14 protein-coding genes are annotated in these 16,242 nt (G+C 58.5%); 5 read left to right on the forward strand and 9 right to left on the reverse strand.

The genetic code is table 11. The annotated features are described in order from the left end of the window. Window positions 1–13: 13 nt before the first annotated feature. The 5 genes from G547_RS0101285 to G547_RS0101305 form a co-directional block, all read right to left on the reverse strand. Window positions 14–1,582 carry an efflux RND transporter periplasmic adaptor subunit gene (locus G547_RS0101285; RefSeq protein ID WP_027328303.1) on the reverse strand — a complete coding sequence of 523 codons (1,569 nt, stop codon included), beginning with the start codon at window positions 1,580–1,582 and terminating at the stop codon, window positions 14–16. Beyond that, window positions 1,566–1,928 (reverse strand): hypothetical protein, encoded by a 363-nt coding sequence (locus G547_RS23580; RefSeq protein ID WP_169449414.1) that lies wholly within the window; start codon window positions 1,926–1,928, stop codon window positions 1,566–1,568. Before G547_RS23580 ends, G547_RS0101285 begins: the two co-directional genes overlap by 17 nt. Further along, the gene (locus G547_RS0101295) at window positions 1,925–3,121 is read right to left on the reverse strand and encodes a TolC family protein (RefSeq protein WP_027328305.1); all 1,197 of its coding nucleotides are present in this window, start codon (window positions 3,119–3,121) and stop codon (window positions 1,925–1,927) included. The genes G547_RS23580 and G547_RS0101295 overlap by 4 nt, the downstream gene beginning before the upstream one ends. After that, window positions 3,118–3,918 carry a M56 family metallopeptidase gene (locus tag G547_RS0101300; RefSeq protein WP_027328306.1) on the reverse strand — a complete coding sequence of 267 codons (801 nt, stop codon included), beginning with the start codon at window positions 3,916–3,918 and terminating at the stop codon, window positions 3,118–3,120. Before G547_RS0101300 ends, G547_RS0101295 begins: the two co-directional genes overlap by 4 nt. A gap of 158 nt (window positions 3,919–4,076) precedes the next feature. Next, window positions 4,077–4,481: a BlaI/MecI/CopY family transcriptional regulator gene (locus tag G547_RS0101305; protein WP_084645524.1), complete on the reverse strand. Its 405-nt coding sequence runs from the start codon at window positions 4,479–4,481 to the stop codon at window positions 4,077–4,079. A gap of 491 nt (window positions 4,482–4,972) precedes the next feature. On the opposite strand from G547_RS0101305, the gene G547_RS19490 reads away from it, so the two are divergent. Then, window positions 4,973–5,860: a lytic polysaccharide monooxygenase gene (locus G547_RS19490; protein WP_051234534.1), complete on the forward strand. Its 888-nt coding sequence runs from the start codon at window positions 4,973–4,975 to the stop codon at window positions 5,858–5,860. A gap of 69 nt (window positions 5,861–5,929) precedes the next feature. On the opposite strand, the gene G547_RS0101315 is transcribed toward G547_RS19490, so the two are convergent. The 4 genes from G547_RS0101315 to cobA form a co-directional block, all read right to left on the reverse strand. Then, window positions 5,930–6,571: a flavin reductase family protein gene (locus G547_RS0101315; RefSeq protein ID WP_036186380.1), complete on the reverse strand. Its 642-nt coding sequence runs from the start codon at window positions 6,569–6,571 to the stop codon at window positions 5,930–5,932. A 192-nt stretch (window positions 6,572–6,763) separates the two neighbouring features. Beyond that, the gene (gene nirD / locus G547_RS0101320) at window positions 6,764–7,141 is read right to left on the reverse strand and encodes a nitrite reductase small subunit NirD (RefSeq protein ID WP_027328309.1); all 378 of its coding nucleotides are present in this window, start codon (window positions 7,139–7,141) and stop codon (window positions 6,764–6,766) included. A 30-nt stretch (window positions 7,142–7,171) separates the two neighbouring features. Further along, window positions 7,172–9,715 (reverse strand): nitrite reductase large subunit NirB, encoded by a 2,544-nt coding sequence (nirB, locus tag G547_RS0101325; RefSeq protein WP_027328310.1) that lies wholly within the window; start codon window positions 9,713–9,715, stop codon window positions 7,172–7,174. A 54-nt stretch (window positions 9,716–9,769) separates the two neighbouring features. After that, window positions 9,770–10,609: a uroporphyrinogen-III C-methyltransferase gene (gene cobA, locus G547_RS0101330; RefSeq protein WP_051234535.1), complete on the reverse strand. Its 840-nt coding sequence runs from the start codon at window positions 10,607–10,609 to the stop codon at window positions 9,770–9,772. Window positions 10,610–11,090: 481 nt separating this feature from the next. Between cobA and G547_RS0101335 the strand changes: the two genes are divergently transcribed. From G547_RS0101335 to G547_RS19495, 4 genes are all read left to right on the forward strand, one after another. Continuing rightward, window positions 11,091–13,817 (forward strand): nitrate reductase, encoded by a 2,727-nt coding sequence (locus tag G547_RS0101335; protein ID WP_051234537.1) that lies wholly within the window; start codon window positions 11,091–11,093, stop codon window positions 13,815–13,817. A gap of 250 nt (window positions 13,818–14,067) precedes the next feature. Then, window positions 14,068–14,427, forward strand: coding sequence for a hypothetical protein (locus G547_RS0101340; protein ID WP_027328313.1), 360 nt, complete (start codon window positions 14,068–14,070; stop codon window positions 14,425–14,427). Between the two features lie 703 nt (window positions 14,428–15,130). Continuing rightward, window positions 15,131–15,583 (forward strand): NUDIX hydrolase, encoded by a 453-nt coding sequence (locus tag G547_RS0101350; RefSeq protein WP_027328314.1) that lies wholly within the window; start codon window positions 15,131–15,133, stop codon window positions 15,581–15,583. A gap of 124 nt (window positions 15,584–15,707) precedes the next feature. Then, window positions 15,708–16,193, forward strand: coding sequence for a hypothetical protein (locus G547_RS19495; RefSeq protein WP_157209742.1), 486 nt, complete (start codon window positions 15,708–15,710; stop codon window positions 16,191–16,193). Window positions 16,194–16,242 lie beyond the last annotated feature (49 nt).

Consider the following 16,242-nt stretch of genomic DNA (forward strand, 5'->3'; position numbering starts at 1 on the left):
TTGCAGCGTTGGGTTAGTGGGCGTGGCCATGGCCGATCTCCTCGCCACCGGCCGCGGCCAGTTTGACGTAATAGGCGCCTTCGGAAACCACCCGATCCCCTTCGGCGATACCGCTCAGGACCTCTACCCAGGGGCCGTCGTGCACCCCGAGCCGCACGGTGCGACGCTCGAAGGTTTCGCCCCCGGTCTGGACATAGACGACCGGTTGGCCGCTGTCGTCAATGATGGCGCTGCGTGGCATCGCCAGGCGCGCCGAGGGTTGGCCATAGAACACATGTGCCGGCATGCGGGCACCGATCAGTGTGGGCCCGATCTCGCTCGGGTACTCAAGTGTCACGGCGGCGGTGCGGGTGGCCGGGTCGATGACCGAGCGGGTGGAGACCAGGCGGGCCCGGTGTTGGGCATCCAGCACCAGGGGGCTGGCCTGCGAGTCCGAGGGCAACCAGGCGCCACTGGCGCGGCGCAGGTGTTCGGCGTGTTTTTCCGGGACCTGCACTTCCAGCCAGCGCCGCTCCGGCACGGCCAGTGTGAACAGGGCATCGCCCGCGCGCACGAACGCTCCGGGTCTGACTCTGGCTTCCACCACTTCGGCGGCAATGGGCGCGCGCAGGGCAATGCCCGCTTGTTCGCGGCCGCCCCGGCGCTGCTGCAGGCGGGACTGGGCCGTCTGCATTTCCACCTCGGCGATTTCCAGGGCCTGCCGGGCTTCGAGCAATCGCCGCTCGGGAATGGCGCCCTGCTCGAACAGGGTCTGGAGCCGTTCCACATCCTGCCGGGCCAGTGCCAGGCGCGAGCGGGCGCGCTCCAGCTCAACCAGTAGGTTGCCGATATCCGCGCCTTCGCCCAAGCGGGGCACCAGATAACCGAGTGACTGATCGGCCTCGACGCTGTCACCGGCATTGATCAGGGCCGTGGTGGTGTAGTAGCCGTCGGAAGGGGCCCGCACGATGGCGCTGCCGTCAGCGGGAGCCTGCACGGTTCCGAAGCCGGGCACGGAGGGGCGCAGCGGCTGAACGCTAACGGGTCGCGTCGCGAAGGGGTTGTCCCATTGCTGTTCCTTCAGATAGCTGATCTCACCGGGTGGCTCGCTCTGGCCGATGTGGGCGGACGCCGGGTCGGCGAACACCGTCACCTCACCGAGCTCGTGAACCGCCTGCAGGTCACCGTCGCGCACCGTCACCCGCAGTTGGTAGGTTCCGGCCTCGCGGGGCGTAACGGTCGGGGTGAAAATGCCCCGGCGAGCGGGCGCTTTGACGCGAAAGCGGGCCACGGTTTTGTCGCCCTGCAGAAGCGACACATCCATGATTCCGCGGGTAAGCGGCTCGAAGTCGGACAGCCGTGTGACATGGGCGGCCAGGGTCGATGGCTGGCCCACGACCAAGGGCGGAAATTCGACGAACAGCTCCGTCGATTCGCTGTAGTCGGTGTAGACCAGGGCGGGTTCGTCACTGTGCCCGTCCGCCTCGTCGTGGCTGCCACCGGCACCATGGGGGTGTCCGCCGCCGGCCTGAGAGCAGAGGCTCAGAGTGAGAGTGCCGAGCAGTAACGCCCAGCGTGCCCCCGTCTTAATGCTGGTGATCATCCGCCCCGTCCCCGTCCCCGTGGTCGTGATGATCGTGGCCTTCCTCGTGGTCCTCATGGTGATCGGTCGAGGTTTCCATGGACATCTCTTCTGTGGAGGACTCGTCGGCCTCGTCGCCGTAATAAGCTTCGGTCTCGGGTTCATCGTGGCTGTGATCGCCCCCCTCATGCTCATGGGGCGCTTCGCCGTCGTGACTGTGATCGCCCTCGGCGTGTTCGTGGGCTTCGTCGCCGTTGTGGGGGTGGCCGTGGTCGTCGGCATCACTGCAGCCCGCGAGCAGACCAGCGGAGACCAGTAGTGCCATCAGTGTCGTGCTCAAGGTGTTCATGGTGGTTTTCTTCATCATTGACCCTCCAACTGTTGTAATTGAATAAATGTCGTGCGCGCCGCTCGGGCGCTGTCGATATATTGAAGCCGGGTGTCCAGCTCGGTGCGATAGGCGTCCACCAGTTCCATCACGCTCAGTTCACCGGCCTGGTAGCTCGCCTCGGCGATGGCACTGAGCGAATCGTCTCCGGTGTTCATGGCCCGGCGTAACTCTTGGGCCGATTCCCGTTGGGCCGCGAGCGTGAGGCGCAGCGCCCGGAGCTGTGCCCGCAGGCGATTGTGTGTCAGGGCATGGTCGGCGGCGTACTCATGGGCCAGGCCCCGCGCCCGCTGAACATCTCCCTCGTTTCGGTCGAACAGAGGAATTTCCACGCTGAGTGCGATGGCATTGCCCTCGGCGGAATAGCCCCCCTCATCCAGCGTTTTGCGGCCCACGCCCAGGGAGACCTCTGGCCAGGCGGCCCGTCGCGCGGCTTTGGCTTTCAGCGTCGCGCTTTGCTCCAGCGCCGTCAGCATTTTCAGTTCCGGGTGCTGTTTCAGGGGGTGCTCTTCGTACGCCACCGCCGGGGGGAGCAGGGCACCGCCCAGGCGCTCCGGGTCACCGCCCACCAGGCTGAATAACTGCTCTCGTTGGGCCCGATGCCTGGCTTGTGCTTCGGTGGCGGCGCTCTGGGCACGGGTGCGTTCCTGGTTCATGCGCAGGCTGTCGTACCGAGAGGCGTCGCCTTGGGCGACCCGCTGTTCGATCACGGTTGCCATCCGCTGCAGGCGTTGGCTGTGATCCGTCAGCGCCTGCGCGCGAATCTGGGCGGCAAGGGCGTCGTAAAATTGCTCGCGAATGCGCGCCCGCCATTGGCGACGCTCCATGACGACCCGGGTCTCGGCAGCCTCTTCGGTCATGGCCGCCGCGTCGCGTTCCAGTCCTTTACTGCCTGCCAGATCCAGCCGTTGGCGCACCCACCAGGTCGTCTCTTCACTCTGGCCGGACCGCAGGTCAAGGCTTTCTCGGCTGTATTCAATGTCCGGATTGTCCCAGCGCCCGGCGCTCAGACGCTCGCCTTCGGCCTGGTCCTGCTGGGCTTCAAGCAGGGACTGGATAGCCGGTTGCGCCATGCCTTGCTCGATCGCGGCGGCTTCGGTCAGCTCGGCGTTGGCAAAAGGCGCAGTCAGCAGCGTCGCCATCACACAGAGAAGATAACCGGGCGTTTTCATAGTCGAACCACCAGGCCAAGCAAGGTTTCCAGTGTGTGATGGTTGGCCGAGAGGCCGGCCAGCAGCGCCACTAAAAAAATGGCGATAACCGCTTCGAAAACCGGCGTATCCCGGCCGCTTGGGGTGTCGGTCTTTAGCAGGGTCTGAATCCGTAGGGTGAGGTTTCCACCCCCGAACGCCGTCGGCACCGGAGCCGCTTGCGTACCCTGGGCGAACCGCAGAAGCAGTTCAGCGGTATCGGTTTTTCCGAAACGACGTGCCACCCGTTCGTCGGCGCGAAGCTCTATCGCCTCATGCCAAAGGTGCCGTAATGCTTGGGCGAAGGGTTTGAAATGCAAGAGCAGCAGGGTTTCCAATAGAGCACCGGCCTGTAGGTCCCGGTACCGAATGTGAGCGGCTTCGTGGGCAATAACCATTCGCCGCTCCCTTGGGGTGAGCTCGCCCAGCAGCCCTTGGGAGAGGTAGATGTGAGGCGCTGTGCCGCCGGCGGCAAACGCCATCAGCCGAGAGTCGTCCAGTACGCGCAGCACGCCTTTGCCGCGGGATAGGGCGGTCAGGGCGCAAAGGCGGGTGGACTGCCGACGGTGCCGGTACCCATGCCGTAGGCACAACAGAGCGAAAACCGATAAAGCGGCCGCGGTGATGGCCACATGCCAATGGCCGTGCGCGAGCAGCATTTCCGGCAGATGTTCGAAGCAGAAGTGCGGGTGGTGCGGCGCGTGAAGGGTGCAGTGGTCGTGCACCCAGCCGAGGCGTTTGGCGCTCGCCAACAGGGCCATGGCAAGAGCGGCCGTCATAGGAACGAGCCACGGTAAGGCTGCCACCAGGAGAATACGGCGTGGTTGCGATCGCCCTTGGGCAGGGCACCTTTTTAGCCACTCGATAGTGAAAGGAACGAGCGTCTGTGCCAGCGCCCAGCCCAGTAATCCCAGCAGAGCAAACAGCCAGAGAAGCGTCATTGTCTGGCCTCCTGCTGCCGACGCTCACGGATTGCCTGCTCCAGCAACTCCAGCGTCTGGCTATCGATACGCTCGGCCGCATCGAGCATGGCCGCGACCGAGGAGGCCGAGTCGCCACCAAAACGGCCCAGCACCTGGTTGATCAGCGAGGATAAAAACGCCTGGCGGGTGATCGCCGCGCGGTAGCAGTAAGCGTGGCTTTCCTTGTGTCGGGTCAGCAGTTGCTTGCGAAACAACCGCTCCAGCGTGGACTGTACGGTGTTGAGGGTAACGCCGCGCGCCTGCCCGAATGCCTCGTGAGCCTGCTTGGCGGTGCTGCCGCCTGGTTCTGCCCATAGGTGTTCCATGGCGAGCGTTTCCAGGTCTCCCAACGGCATGGAGCTGACAGGTTTTACTGACATAGGGTGGCTACTTCACAAGGGTGATGGTTGGGAGCATGCTACGCCGCCAAAAAACCGACCGTCAATCGGTTTTTTGGCGGCCTCTCAATCACGAGAGGACATGAACACCATGCTCCTGATCAGCGTCATCGCCTGAACTCTTTGCAAAACGACGTAAAGTGAATAACAACAAATTATTTTAATAACAAATTAGTCTATTTTTTTAAGTTCCATTTTTGAATATTAACAGTCTCTTTTAATTACTGTTGCTTCTCTAAACCGTCCTGAACTGTGACAGGGCCCGCATTTATCGGGCGGTGCCACGGAGAGCCACGAGTTTTTGTTGTGTTAATAACTAACAAATAATACTTATTAATTTGAAAATAACTATCCGGTGTGCTTTTATCGACCCTGCCTTTCGAAACAAAACTTGTGCGAAACAAGCTTGGGCTGTTTTTGAAAGGCCTTGTGTCCATTCACACTTCACACCACGAAAAAGAGGGTAGATAACAATGAAGACACAGTGGTTAAGCCGCGTCGTAATCAAAACATTCAGCATCGGGTGCCTGGCACTGGCGGGGACGGCCGCGTCTCAGCTGGCCAGCGCTCACGGTACCATCACCTCTCCGGAAAGCCGGATCTGGAACTGTAAAGAGCAGGGCCAGAACCCGAGCTCTGCCGCGTGTGCGGCGGCGATTGCCGAAAGCGGCACTCAGCAGATTTATGACTGGAACGGCATTCGCCAGGGGGCGGCCGACGGTCAGCACGAGACTGTGGTTCCGGACGGCCAGCTGTGTAGCGGTGGCGACCCCGGTACCTTTGGGGGCCAGGACCTGGCCCGCACCGACTGGGAAGCGACGCCGGTGTCCGGCTCACAGACGTTCACCTGGTACAACTCCGCGCCGCACAAGTCGCTTTACTACCGCTATTACATCACCAAGTCTTCCTATGATCCTTCACAGCCACTGACCTGGGACGATCTGGAATACCTGATGGAAACCGACCCCAAGCCGGGTGAAACTTACCCGAGCCACACTGTCAGCCTGCCGAACCGCAATGGCAAACACGTGGTGTACGCCGTATGGCAGCGTTCGGACAGCCCGGAAGCCTTCTACGCCTGTGTGGATGTGGTGTTCAATGGGGACGGCGGTGGCTCCTCCAGTAGTTCGTCCTCCTCCAGCGAGAGCTCTTCGAGCAGCTCCAGCTCGTCTGATGGCAATGACAACAACGTCTGCGTCGGCATCCCGAACTGGAGCTCCAATGCTGTGTACACCCAGGGTGACCAGGTTCGTTACAACGACAACCGTTACGAAGCCAAATGGTGGACTCAGGGTCAGCCGCCGGCCGATCACAGCTCCCAGTGGGCCGTGTGGATCGACCAGGGCGCTTGCGCTCAGTAACCTGAAAACAACAGCCCGCAAGGGTTGATGGGATAACAGCCGGTGGCCATGCGGTCACCGGCTGTTTTTTTATTCTTCCAATGGTCGCGGCGCCTGGTCGGGTTTGGCGTAGGCCAAGCGTTCGAGCCGTGAGGTTCGGTGGTAACTGTCCAGCCCGGAAATAGTGACGCTCTCCAGCGCCTCGATGTCGACGTAGCCATCCGCCCTCACCACGTCGTCTTGCAGGTGCACCGTCATTATCTCGCCGATGATGAACTCCGTGTTATTGATTTCCAGGTGTTTGCACTCTCGCAGCTTCAGGCCGATGCTCAGGCGGCTTTCGCGCACAAAAGGCGCGGGAAAATCTCCCTGGTACTCGGGCGTCAAACCGGTGTGTTCAAATTCCGACTCGTGCCGGGCGTAGCGGGCGGAGGTCTGGTGGGCGGGGCGTATCATATCGGCGCTGACGTGGTTCAGGGTGTAGTAGCCGGTGCTCAGCAGGTTCTCCACACTGTGACGTTCCACCGTTCGCGGGCGGGTCATCATTCCCACCAAAGGCGGGTTGGCGCCCAGGTGGATCACCGAGCTGACAATGGCCAGGTTGGTGTGGCCTTCAGCGTCAACGGTACCGACCAGGTTGGCGCTTTTGAAGCCGGCGAGGGAATTGATGAATTGCGCACGATACCGTTGGTCCATGCGATCGATGTCGTGGCGGTCATAGCGAAAAGACATAGCGGCTCCAATCGTTGGCGTGTGGGCTCACTATACGTCAAGGCAGGCGTTCTGGATAAAAAAATGGGTGGCCGGAGCCACCCCAACGAGTCGACTTCATGAAGCAATGAAGAAGTCGGTTCGGGCTGATGAAACACGCTGCGGGGACAGCGGCTGTTATTTTCAGCAGCCCGTAAAGTGAAAACGGCTGTGCTAGATTTTGATCTCCACTCGATCGTTGTGAACGCGCACCTCGTATGCCGGCACCGTGTGCTCCGGTGAATCGATACACTCGCCGGTGCGCAGGTCAAAGTGCTGCTTGTACAGCGGGGAGGCGACCACAGTGTGGTCCCCGATGGAGCCGATCATTCCCCGGCTCAGTACATTGGCCTTGCCGATCGGATCGTAATTGCCGATGGCGAACACCTCATCCAACCGTTTGCTGTAATAAATGGCGACCTGTTTCTGGTTGATCAGCGCACAGATGCCGCTGTCCGGAACCAGGTCGCTCTTGGCGCAGACTTCTACCCATTGTTGCTCAGCCGTTCCCGGTGCTGACTGAGTGTCTTGCGTCGTATCAGTGGCGTGCATAGCTCGTATCTCCTGTGCGATGGTCAGCGGTTAGTCAGCAATCTCTACCAACGGAATCCGGTTTTTGCGCTCTTCCTCGGTTGCCGGGCGGCGCTGGCCGCGCTCGGCCACATAGGCGAGGTTGTCGTCCCGCTCGTCGCTGTTCACAAAGTGGCGGAAGCGCTTGAGCTTCTCTGGGTCTTCCAGGGTGGTTTTCCACTCGCACTGGTAGTTCGCCAGGTTGCGGGTCATGTCATCTTCCAGTTCCTGGCCGATATTGAGCTTGTCATCGATGACCACTTCCTTCAGGTAGTCCAGGCCACCTTCCAGGTTTTCCAGCCAGACGGAGGTGCGCTGCAGGCGGTCCGCGGTGCGGATGTAGAACATCAACACCCGGTCGATATATTTGATCAACGTATCGTCATCAATATCGGTGGCGAACAGGTCGCCGTGGCGCGGGCGCATGCCGCCGTTCCCGCACACGTACAGGTTCCACCCTTTTTCCGTGGCGATCACGCCAATGTCCTTGGACTGGGCCTCGGCGCACTCGCGGGTACAACCGGAGACGGCGAACTTGATTTTGTGCGGTGCGCGCAGGCCCTTGTAGCGGTTCTCGATGGCAATGGCCATGTCGACACTGTCCTGCACGCCGTAGCGGCACCAGGTGCTGCCCACGCAGGACTTCACCGTGCGCACCGCCTTGCCGTAGGCGTGGCCGGTTTCAAAGCCGGCGTCGATCAGCTTCTGCCAGATGTCCGGCAATTGATGCAACTGGGCGCCGAACAGGTCGATTCGTTGGCCGCCGGTGATTTTTGTGTAGAGCTTGTATTCTTTGGCCACCTCGCCCAGAACCACGAGCTTGTCCGGCGTGATTTCGCCACCGGCCACCCGGGGCACGACGGAGTAAGTGCCGTCTTTCTGCATGTTGCCCAGGTAAATATCGTTGGTGTCCTGCAGGCCGACGTGCTCCTCTTTGAGCACATAGTCGTTCCAGAAAGAGGCCAGAATCGAGCCGACCGCGGGCTTACAGATATCGCAGCCCAGTCCGTGACCGTGACTTTCCAGCAGTTCGTCAAAGCTTTTGATCTGCTTGACCCGCACGATGTCCGCCAGCTCCTGCCGGCTGTACTCGAAGTGTTCGCACAGATTGTTGTTCACCTCCACACCCAGAGACGTCAGCTCCGCATCCATCACCTGCTTGGTGAGGGCGGCGCAACCACCACAACCGGTGGAGGCGCCGGTGCAGGACTTGATGCCGCCCATGTCGGTGCAGCCTTCCTGAACCGCTTTTTGAATATCGCCCTTGGTGACGTCGTAACAGGAACAGATCTGTGCGGTTTCGGGCAGGGCATCCACACCCATACCGACCGGCGCCTCGCCGTCCAACTGCGGCAGAATCAACTGCTCGGGAGCGGCGGGCAGGTCCATGCCGTTGATGAACAGCTGCTGCAGAGTGCCGTAACTTTCGGTGTCGCCCACCAGCACGGCGCCCAGCAGTTTCTTGCCGTCTTTGGAGACGATCAGTTTTTTGTACACCTGTGCCACACCGTCGTTATAGGTGTAGCACTGGGCGCCCGGGGTTTGCCCCATGGCATCGCCCACGCTGCCCACTTCCACACCCAGCAACTTGAGCTTGGTGCTCATGTCCGCGCCGGTGAACTCCTCTTCGTGCTTGTCAATAATGTGGTCGATGGCCACTTTCGCCATCTGGTAGCCCGGCGCCACCAGGCCGAAAATAAAGTTGTTCCACAAGGCACACTCGCCAATGGCGTAGATGTTTTTGTCGGACGTCAGGCAGTGGTTATCAATCACAATGCCCCCGCGCTCGCCCATGTCCAGGCCGGCCTGTTTGGCCAGCTCATCACGGGGGCGAATACCGGCGGAGAAAATCACCATGTCGGTTTCCAGCTCGGAACCGTCGGCGAAGTTCATTTTGTAGCGGCACTCGTCGCCTTCAATAATTTCTTTGGTGTTCTTGCCGGTATGAACCTTCACGCCCAACTGCTCGATTTTTTCGCACAACAGCTGGCCGCCGCCCTCATCCAACTGGCGGGCCATCAGGCCTTTGGAGAATTCCAGTACATGAGTTTTCAGGCCCAGATTTTTCAGCGCGTTGGCGGCTTCCAGACCCAACAGACCTCCACCGATCACGGCGCCGACCTTGCTCTCTTTGGCCGAGGCCGTAATGGCTTCCAGATCCTCAATGGTCCGGTACACCAGGCAGTGCTCCTGGTCACCGCCGGGAATGGGCGGTACGAACGGGTAGGAACCGGTGGCCAGCACCAGCTTGTCGTAGGCTTCGGTTTTACCGCCGGCGGTGGTTACCGTCTTCTTGTCTTTGTCGATACTCACCACGCGGTCGTTCAGCGTATAGACGACGCCTTTCTCGCGATAATCGTCCTCAGTGGTGAGCGCCAGGTCTTCAGCGCTAGAGCCATCGAAGTAGCTGCTCAGCTTCACCCGGTCATAGGCCAGGCGCGGCTCTTCGCAAAAGGTGATCACCTCAAACTCGTCGGCTTTCTCGTTGCTCATGAGCCCGTCGATAAACTTGTGACCCACCATGCCGTTGCCGACCACAATAATGCGCTGTTTCATAACCTACTCCTGACTAAATCTCGAATTCTGCGTGACTCTGGGCTTTCCGCGATTTCACGCGATGGCGCCGGCCTCTAAACACTGCCCCTGAACCTCATTCAAAAACTGCTCCGGTGCCAATTCACTGGCGAGCTCGACCACGTCGCCAACCACAATCAACGCCGGGGACTGAACCGCTTCGTTAATAACGCTTTCCGCCAACCGGTCCAAACGCGTGGTAATCACCCGCTGGTTTTCCCGGCAGCCGTTTTCAATAATCGCCGCGGGCGTCGCGGCGGATTGCCCGGCCTTCATTAACTGGGTGGCAATGTCTTCGGCACGGGAGACGCCCATATAAAAAACGAGGGTGTGGTTCAGCTGCGCCAATGCCTGCCAGTTCGCGGTCACTTCGGTTTCGCCGTGGCCGGTCACCAGGGTGCATCCCTGGGACACCCCGCGGTGGGTCAGCGGCATACCGGCGGCGCTGCTGCAGCCCGAAGCGGCGGTAATACCCGGAATGACTTCGGCATCCACACCGGCGCGGCGCAGGGTCAACAACTCTTCACCACCGCGGCCGAACACAAAGGGGTCGCCCCCTTTAATGCGGCATACGGTCAGGCCCATGCGCGCCTGGTCCACCAAGCGCTGGTTCAAATCGTCCTGGGCAATGCTGTGGTGATTTTTGGATTTACCGACATACAGTGCCGGGGTGCCCTTGGGGAACAGCGCGCGAATATCGGCGCTCACCAGTTGGTCGAAGAAAATGATGTCCGCGTTTTCAATCGCGCGCAGGGCCTTCACCGTGAGCAAATCCGGATCGCCGGGGCCGGCGCCCACCAGCCAGACTTTACCGGCGCTCTCGGTGCGGCGGCGTTTCGAGATGGACGTAATGGATGACTTGATTGCGATGCTCATAACGGTTGCCCTAAAAACTTCTGAACGTTTTTGAATCCGTGCAGGATTCTTTTCAAACACACTTGGGTAAGAGCAAGGACAGTGCCAGCGCTCGACAAAATCGTTACAAAAAATAATAACTGCTTTTATTTCAGTGGCTTAGGTTGGGTCGAGCGGAGAGGGGAGGAAAAATCGAAGGCGGAGCATCCCGAAATTCGAGCACTATGCCTGTGCAACAGCGCCCTTAAACAATGCAAAACGGTGCATCCGGCAAAGCGCTAATTTGAATCAAAAAAGGGCAAGACGTGGTGCAGCCGCACCGTGGTAGTGCTCGAGTGGTTTTTTTGAGTAAAAAACAGGCAAAACGACGGCCTATAGTGAAAGCATAGACCCGGAAACGGACAAGCGACGACTTGGTTTAGTTATTGCACCCTTATTGCTAACGCAAAACCTTCGATGGACGCCGGCGATCAGTCGGCCGTGTTTTTGGAAAGGCCAAGTCATGACAGTCAAACTGCACGAACCCGTTCAAGTCGAGCCCCGCGCGCCGCGGGAGAAAACCATTGCCACCACCTGCGCCTACTGTGGTGTTGGCTGTGGCATTCGGGCCACCGTCAATGCCGACAAGCGAGAGGTGAAGGTGGAGGGTGACCCCGAGCACCCGGCGAACTACGGTCGCCTCTGCTCCAAGGGCATGGCCCTCGGTGAAACGGTGGGCGAGACCGGGCGCTTGCTCCACCCCAAAGTGGACGGGAGGCAGACCTCCTGGAATGAAGCGCTGCAACGGGTGGCCGAAGGCTTTATCGATACCATCGTCAAACACGGCCCCGATGCCGTTGCCTTTTATGTGTCCGGCCAGCTTCTGACCGAGGACTACTACCTGGCCAACAAATTGATGAAGGGCTTTATCGGTAGCGGCAACATCGACACCAATTCCCGCCTTTGTATGTCCTCCAGCGTCGCCGGACACAAGCGCGCCTTCGGCAGCGACACCGTACCGGGTTGCTACAGCGATCTGGAAGAAGCGGACATGCTGGTGCTCACCGGGTCCAACCTCGCCTGGTGCCACCCGGTGCTATACCAGCGGATCAAGGCTGCGAAGCAACAACGGCCCCATATGAAAGTGGTGGTGGTCGACCCCCGTCGTACCGATACCTGCGAGCTGGCGGACCTGCACCTGCCCATTCAGCCGGGTACCGATGTGGCCCTGTTCAACGGCGTGCTCGCCCACCTGGCGCAGCAGGGCGCGGTGAATGAAGATTTCATTCAGGCCCATACCGAGCAGTACACCGAAGGGCTGGTGGCCGCCATGGAAGACGGTGGCGACCGCCAGGCGCTGGCGAAGCAGCTGGGTGTGTCGGACTACCAACTGGAAACCTTCTTCCAATGGTTTGAAAAAACCGAGAAAGTCGTGACCGTCTATTCCCAGGGCGTGAACCAGTCCACTGCCGGCTCCGACAAGGTCAACAGCATCATCAACTGTCACCTCGCCACCGGGCGCATCGGCCGGCCGGGTATGGGGCCTTTCTCCGTGACCGGCCAGCCCAACGCCATGGGCGGTCGGGAAGTGGGCGGTCTGGCCAACACCCTGGCGGCGCACATGGAGTTTGATAATGCCGACCATTGGGACCTGGTCAGTGAGTTCTGGAATACCGATAACCTGGCCACCCGCCCCGGCATGAAAGCGGTGGACATGTTCGATGCCGTCGCCACTGGTAAAATCAAAGCCATCTGGATCATGGCCACCAACCCGGTCATGAGCCTGCCCAATGCCGACAAGGTCAAACAGGCCCTGAAAGACTGCCCGCTGGTCGTGGTGTCGGACTGCATAGAAGACACTGACACCACCCGCCTGGCGGATGTGCTCCTCCCCGCCGCCGGCTGGGCGGAGAAATCCGGCACGGTTACCAACTCCGAGCGGCGCATCTCGCGCCAGCGGGCCATGCTGCCGCCTTTGGGGGACGCCCGCCCGGACTGGTGGATCATCGCCGAGCTGGCCAGGAAAATGGGGTACGGCGAGGCCTTCGACTACGCCAGCGAGGCGGAAGTGTTCAGCGAGTACGCCCGCCTGACCGGCGAGGGCAACAACGGCTCGCGGGACCTGGACATCAGCCTGTACGCCAACCTGACGTTGAACGAATACGACCAACTGCCGCCCCGGCAGTGGCCACTGCCCGCCGGCAAAACTCCCGAGGGCGCGCCGGAAGAAGCGGATCAACGTATGTTTCGTGACGGGGTTTTCTTTACCCCCTCGGGCCGGGGCCGCTTTGTGGCCGTGCGCTATCGTGCCCCGGCATCCACCGTGGACGCCGACTACCCGTTAACGTTAAATACCGGTCGCATCCGCGACCAATGGCACAGCATGACCCGCACCGGCCTCGCTTCACGCCTGTGTGGCCACCTACCGGAACCCTTCCTGAGCGTCCACCCGCAGGACGCCGGGCGCTACCAACTGAAAGAAGGCGCCCTGGTGGATGTCACCAGCCGACAGGGGCGGGCCCGTGTGCGGGTCCAGGTCACCGATGAAGTGGGTGTGGGGCAAGTGTTCATGCCCATGCACTGGAACGACGTCTTCGCCAGCCAGGCTCGCGTCGCTGCCCTGGTGGGCGAGAACGTCGACCCCACTTCGGGCCAGCCGGAAAACAAATTCACCCCGGTCACCGTCGCCCCCTGGTACCAGGCCTCCGAAGCGTTGGTGGTCAGCCGGGCACCATTGAACACGCTCGAAGCGGACTACTGGGCCATGCGCCGGGTCAACGGCGGCTACCTCTACCGCGTCGCCAGCGAGCAGCCCCCGGAAGTGCTCGACCAACAGCTACAGGCCCTGTGCGAGCGCGGTGACCAGCAACTCTCCTTCGGTCACCCCGAGCAGGGCGAATTCCGCCGCGCCCTGGTGCGCGAAGGCCAGCTGCACATGGCCTACTCCGTGGCCGAGCACTTCGGCGGCCGAGACTTCAACTGGCTGGGCGACCTGCTCGAGGGCGACTTCGCCGCCAGCGCCATGCGCGCCCTGCTCAGCGGGAAACCGGACGAGAGCCAGTCCAAAGGCAAACTCGTCTGCGCCTGCAAACAAGTAGGCTACAACACCCTCTGCAACGCTATCCGCGACAAAGGCATCGACACCGTCGACGCCCTCAGCGCCGAAACCACCGCCGGCACCGGCTGCGGCTCCTGCCTGCCGGAGCTGGAACAGATCATCGCCAAGGAAAGTGCGCACGAAGCGGCATAGCCCGCCCAAGGGCTACAGGGAACGTAGCCGCCATCGCCTTAATCTCCTGATGCCACAATCCCAAGCGGCGCCGCTTGCGTGGACAGGCTTGCGCGGACGGCTTTAAAGAACAACAATACTCGACAATCGGTACGCACTTAACCCTGTTCCCGCATGTAACCACATGAAAAACAAACACAATTTATTCCCCGGTTGAAACGGTAGGGTTATGGTTCAGTGGCTTCGTCATCAATAGGTGTTGGTAAAAATCATGAGTAAATCGATGAAGGCGGTACTTCTATCAGCCTTGGTGTTTCCTGGTATAGGGCACTTCTCCCTAAAGAAGCCGCTGCAAGGTTCGATACTGTCGGGCATATCCATCATTTGTCTTTATTTTGTTCTTACAACTGTCATGGACGTTGCGCAAGAATTGAGTGTGAAAATTCAAAGTGGCGAAGTTCCCTTTGACGTTGCCAAAATAAATGAGCTGGCGTCTCAGTCGTTGGCCGGGAGTGGTGGCCAAGCTGTTAACCTTTCTTCTCTATTGTTGATCATTTGTTGGATTGTCGGTGTGGTTGATTCCTTTCGTATTGGGCGGTCGAAGGAAAAAAGAGGTGCTACTCCCGGTTAAAAAGCCTAAAAGCGACTGCTGCAAGCGTGAATTGGGTATCAGCCTGCACCCCAACCTCACACTGGATGGCAAAGCCCTATTGTTGTTCGGAAATGGCCAAAGATTGATCAGTTCATACAGAATATTGGCAGCCCCGCCAAAATCAGGCACACTTTGCAAAACGTGCCTGCGCGCCCTGACAACTTGGATGTTTGCCATGAAAATACTCAGGTATCAGTAAGTTGCCGCCATTTTTTCGAGTGAATGCTTGGGGGATATCGTGCCAGCTCGATATACAGCTGTTAAGTGAATCGTATGAAACTACCACTTCTAGTGTTGTTTTTGTTATTTCCCGGGATCGGCTTCGCTGAATCCAAATTCTACATAGGAAAATGGGAGGCGGTTCAACCAGTTCACGCTCAGTTCTTTAGCTATAATTTTGTCAAACAAAAGTAAATATAACAAGAGTATTTTATTCGATATTTTGGTCAACGATTGAAAATCAGCGTCAGCCAAAGTGCGCCAAATATAGGTGGGATGTGCATGCCAAGGGTCAATGAATGGCGATAAATTTGAGTGAAGTTGACGGTGTCAACCATCCGGCGGATAGAGAAGGCGTATAACCATCCAAGGTGTGGAGCATTTTTCTCCTCGTTTCTCTCAAAGCGTAGAGAATTCTCCTGCTTGGATCGTTAGTTGGAAAATAGGATAGGAGGTGGCCACAATGGAAACAAGACAATGTTCTCGTTTAATGATCATAAATGAAAAAGGCGAGCTGTTACTCTTTCAGTACAAGGATGAACACTCTAGATGTCCGTTTTGGGCAACCGTTGGTGGAGAGTTGAAGGCAGGGGAGTCGTACCTTGATGCTGCAAAGCGAGAGTTGTACGAAGAAACTGGTCTTGGGGGTGAAGTGGGTCCATTGGTGATGGAGCGAGAAGACGTATTCGCAGTAGCTCGTTCAACTCCAGCCCTATGGCAAGAGAAGTATTATCACGTGCACTGTAATTCGACTGACAAAGTGTTCGCCGCAGAATGGACGGACGAGGAAAAGAGTACCATTCAAAAATGGAAGTGGTGGTCTGTTGAGGACATCAAAAGTGGCATTCATGAGTTTAAGCCATCTTGTATACCTGATTTACATGAAAAGTTACTTAGATATGGGAAGTTGGCCTAACAAATTTGTGCAGCCACATACCACTATGATGAAACTTGTTTGTCGCGATTGCTCCATTTTTCACAAAAACGCTACCCGAAAATTATGCCGGTGGCCCTGCTGTTAGTAACAAGGAGAAATGCTCGTGAAGAAAATAGTGAACTTTATGGTAGTACTATTTCTGCTATGTCCCTTATATGGTTATTCCAGTGAAGAAGGGATTTCTAACGTTGTTGATGCGTTTAGTCTATCAATCAAAGAGAAAGACAAATCGAAATTCCTGAGCTTGTTTGTTGAAAAGGGTGTTAGCTGGATTGGAGTCTTCTCGGAAGAAGAGTATCAGGGTCTGAATAAGAACAGCGAAGGGCAAGGAAATGTTCCCGGGAAACTCTTTCATGGTAGTCCGGAGCAATTTATAGATTGGGTTGTTGGTTTAGAGGGGGACCCTAGAGAAGAGTTCGAGAATATAAAAATATTTACAGACGGAAATGTGGCCAGTGTCTACTTTGAATACAAGTTCTATTTAAATGGCGATTTGCAAAATTGGGGGGATGAAAGCTGGCTTCTCGTTAAATCTGAAGCCGGATGGAAAATACAGGCAGTAAACTTTTCATATACAAGTGGAAATTAGTGCAAAGAAGCGACTGTGATTCCAAGTTATCCCCTGCAGCGGTAAGTAG

This window comes from Marinimicrobium agarilyticum DSM 16975 (assembly GCF_000423345.1).
Taxonomy (GTDB): domain Bacteria; phylum Pseudomonadota; class Gammaproteobacteria; order Pseudomonadales; family Cellvibrionaceae; genus Marinimicrobium; species Marinimicrobium agarilyticum.

Bases quoted from the DNA above. Each gene is read 5' to 3' on its own strand.
- G547_RS0101285 (WP_027328303.1), bottom strand. From the start codon at position 1,582: ATGATCACCAGCATTAAGACGGGGGCACGCTGGGCGTTACTGCTCGGC.
- G547_RS23580 (WP_169449414.1), bottom strand. From the start codon at position 1,928: ATGATGAAGAAAACCACCATGAACACCTTGAGCACGACACTGATGGCA.
- G547_RS0101295 (WP_027328305.1), bottom strand. From the start codon at position 3,121: ATGAAAACGCCCGGTTATCTTCTCTGTGTGATGGCGACGCTGCTGACT.
- G547_RS0101300 (WP_027328306.1), bottom strand. From the start codon at position 3,918: ATGACGGCCGCTCTTGCCATGGCCCTGTTGGCGAGCGCCAAACGCCTC.
- G547_RS0101305 (WP_084645524.1), bottom strand. From the start codon at position 4,481: ATGTCAGTAAAACCTGTCAGCTCCATGCCGTTGGGAGACCTGGAAACG.
- G547_RS19490 (WP_051234534.1), top strand. From the start codon at position 4,973: ATGAAGACACAGTGGTTAAGCCGCGTCGTAATCAAAACATTCAGCATC.
- G547_RS0101315 (WP_036186380.1), bottom strand. From the start codon at position 6,571: ATGTCTTTTCGCTATGACCGCCACGACATCGATCGCATGGACCAACGG.
- nirD (WP_027328309.1), bottom strand. From the start codon at position 7,141: ATGCACGCCACTGATACGACGCAAGACACTCAGTCAGCACCGGGAACG.
- nirB (WP_027328310.1), bottom strand. From the start codon at position 9,715: ATGAAACAGCGCATTATTGTGGTCGGCAACGGCATGGTGGGTCACAAG.
- cobA (WP_051234535.1), bottom strand. From the start codon at position 10,609: ATGAGCATCGCAATCAAGTCATCCATTACGTCCATCTCGAAACGCCGC.
- G547_RS0101335 (WP_051234537.1), top strand. From the start codon at position 11,091: ATGACAGTCAAACTGCACGAACCCGTTCAAGTCGAGCCCCGCGCGCCG.
- G547_RS0101340 (WP_027328313.1), top strand. From the start codon at position 14,068: ATGAGTAAATCGATGAAGGCGGTACTTCTATCAGCCTTGGTGTTTCCT.
- G547_RS0101350 (WP_027328314.1), top strand. From the start codon at position 15,131: ATGGAAACAAGACAATGTTCTCGTTTAATGATCATAAATGAAAAAGGC.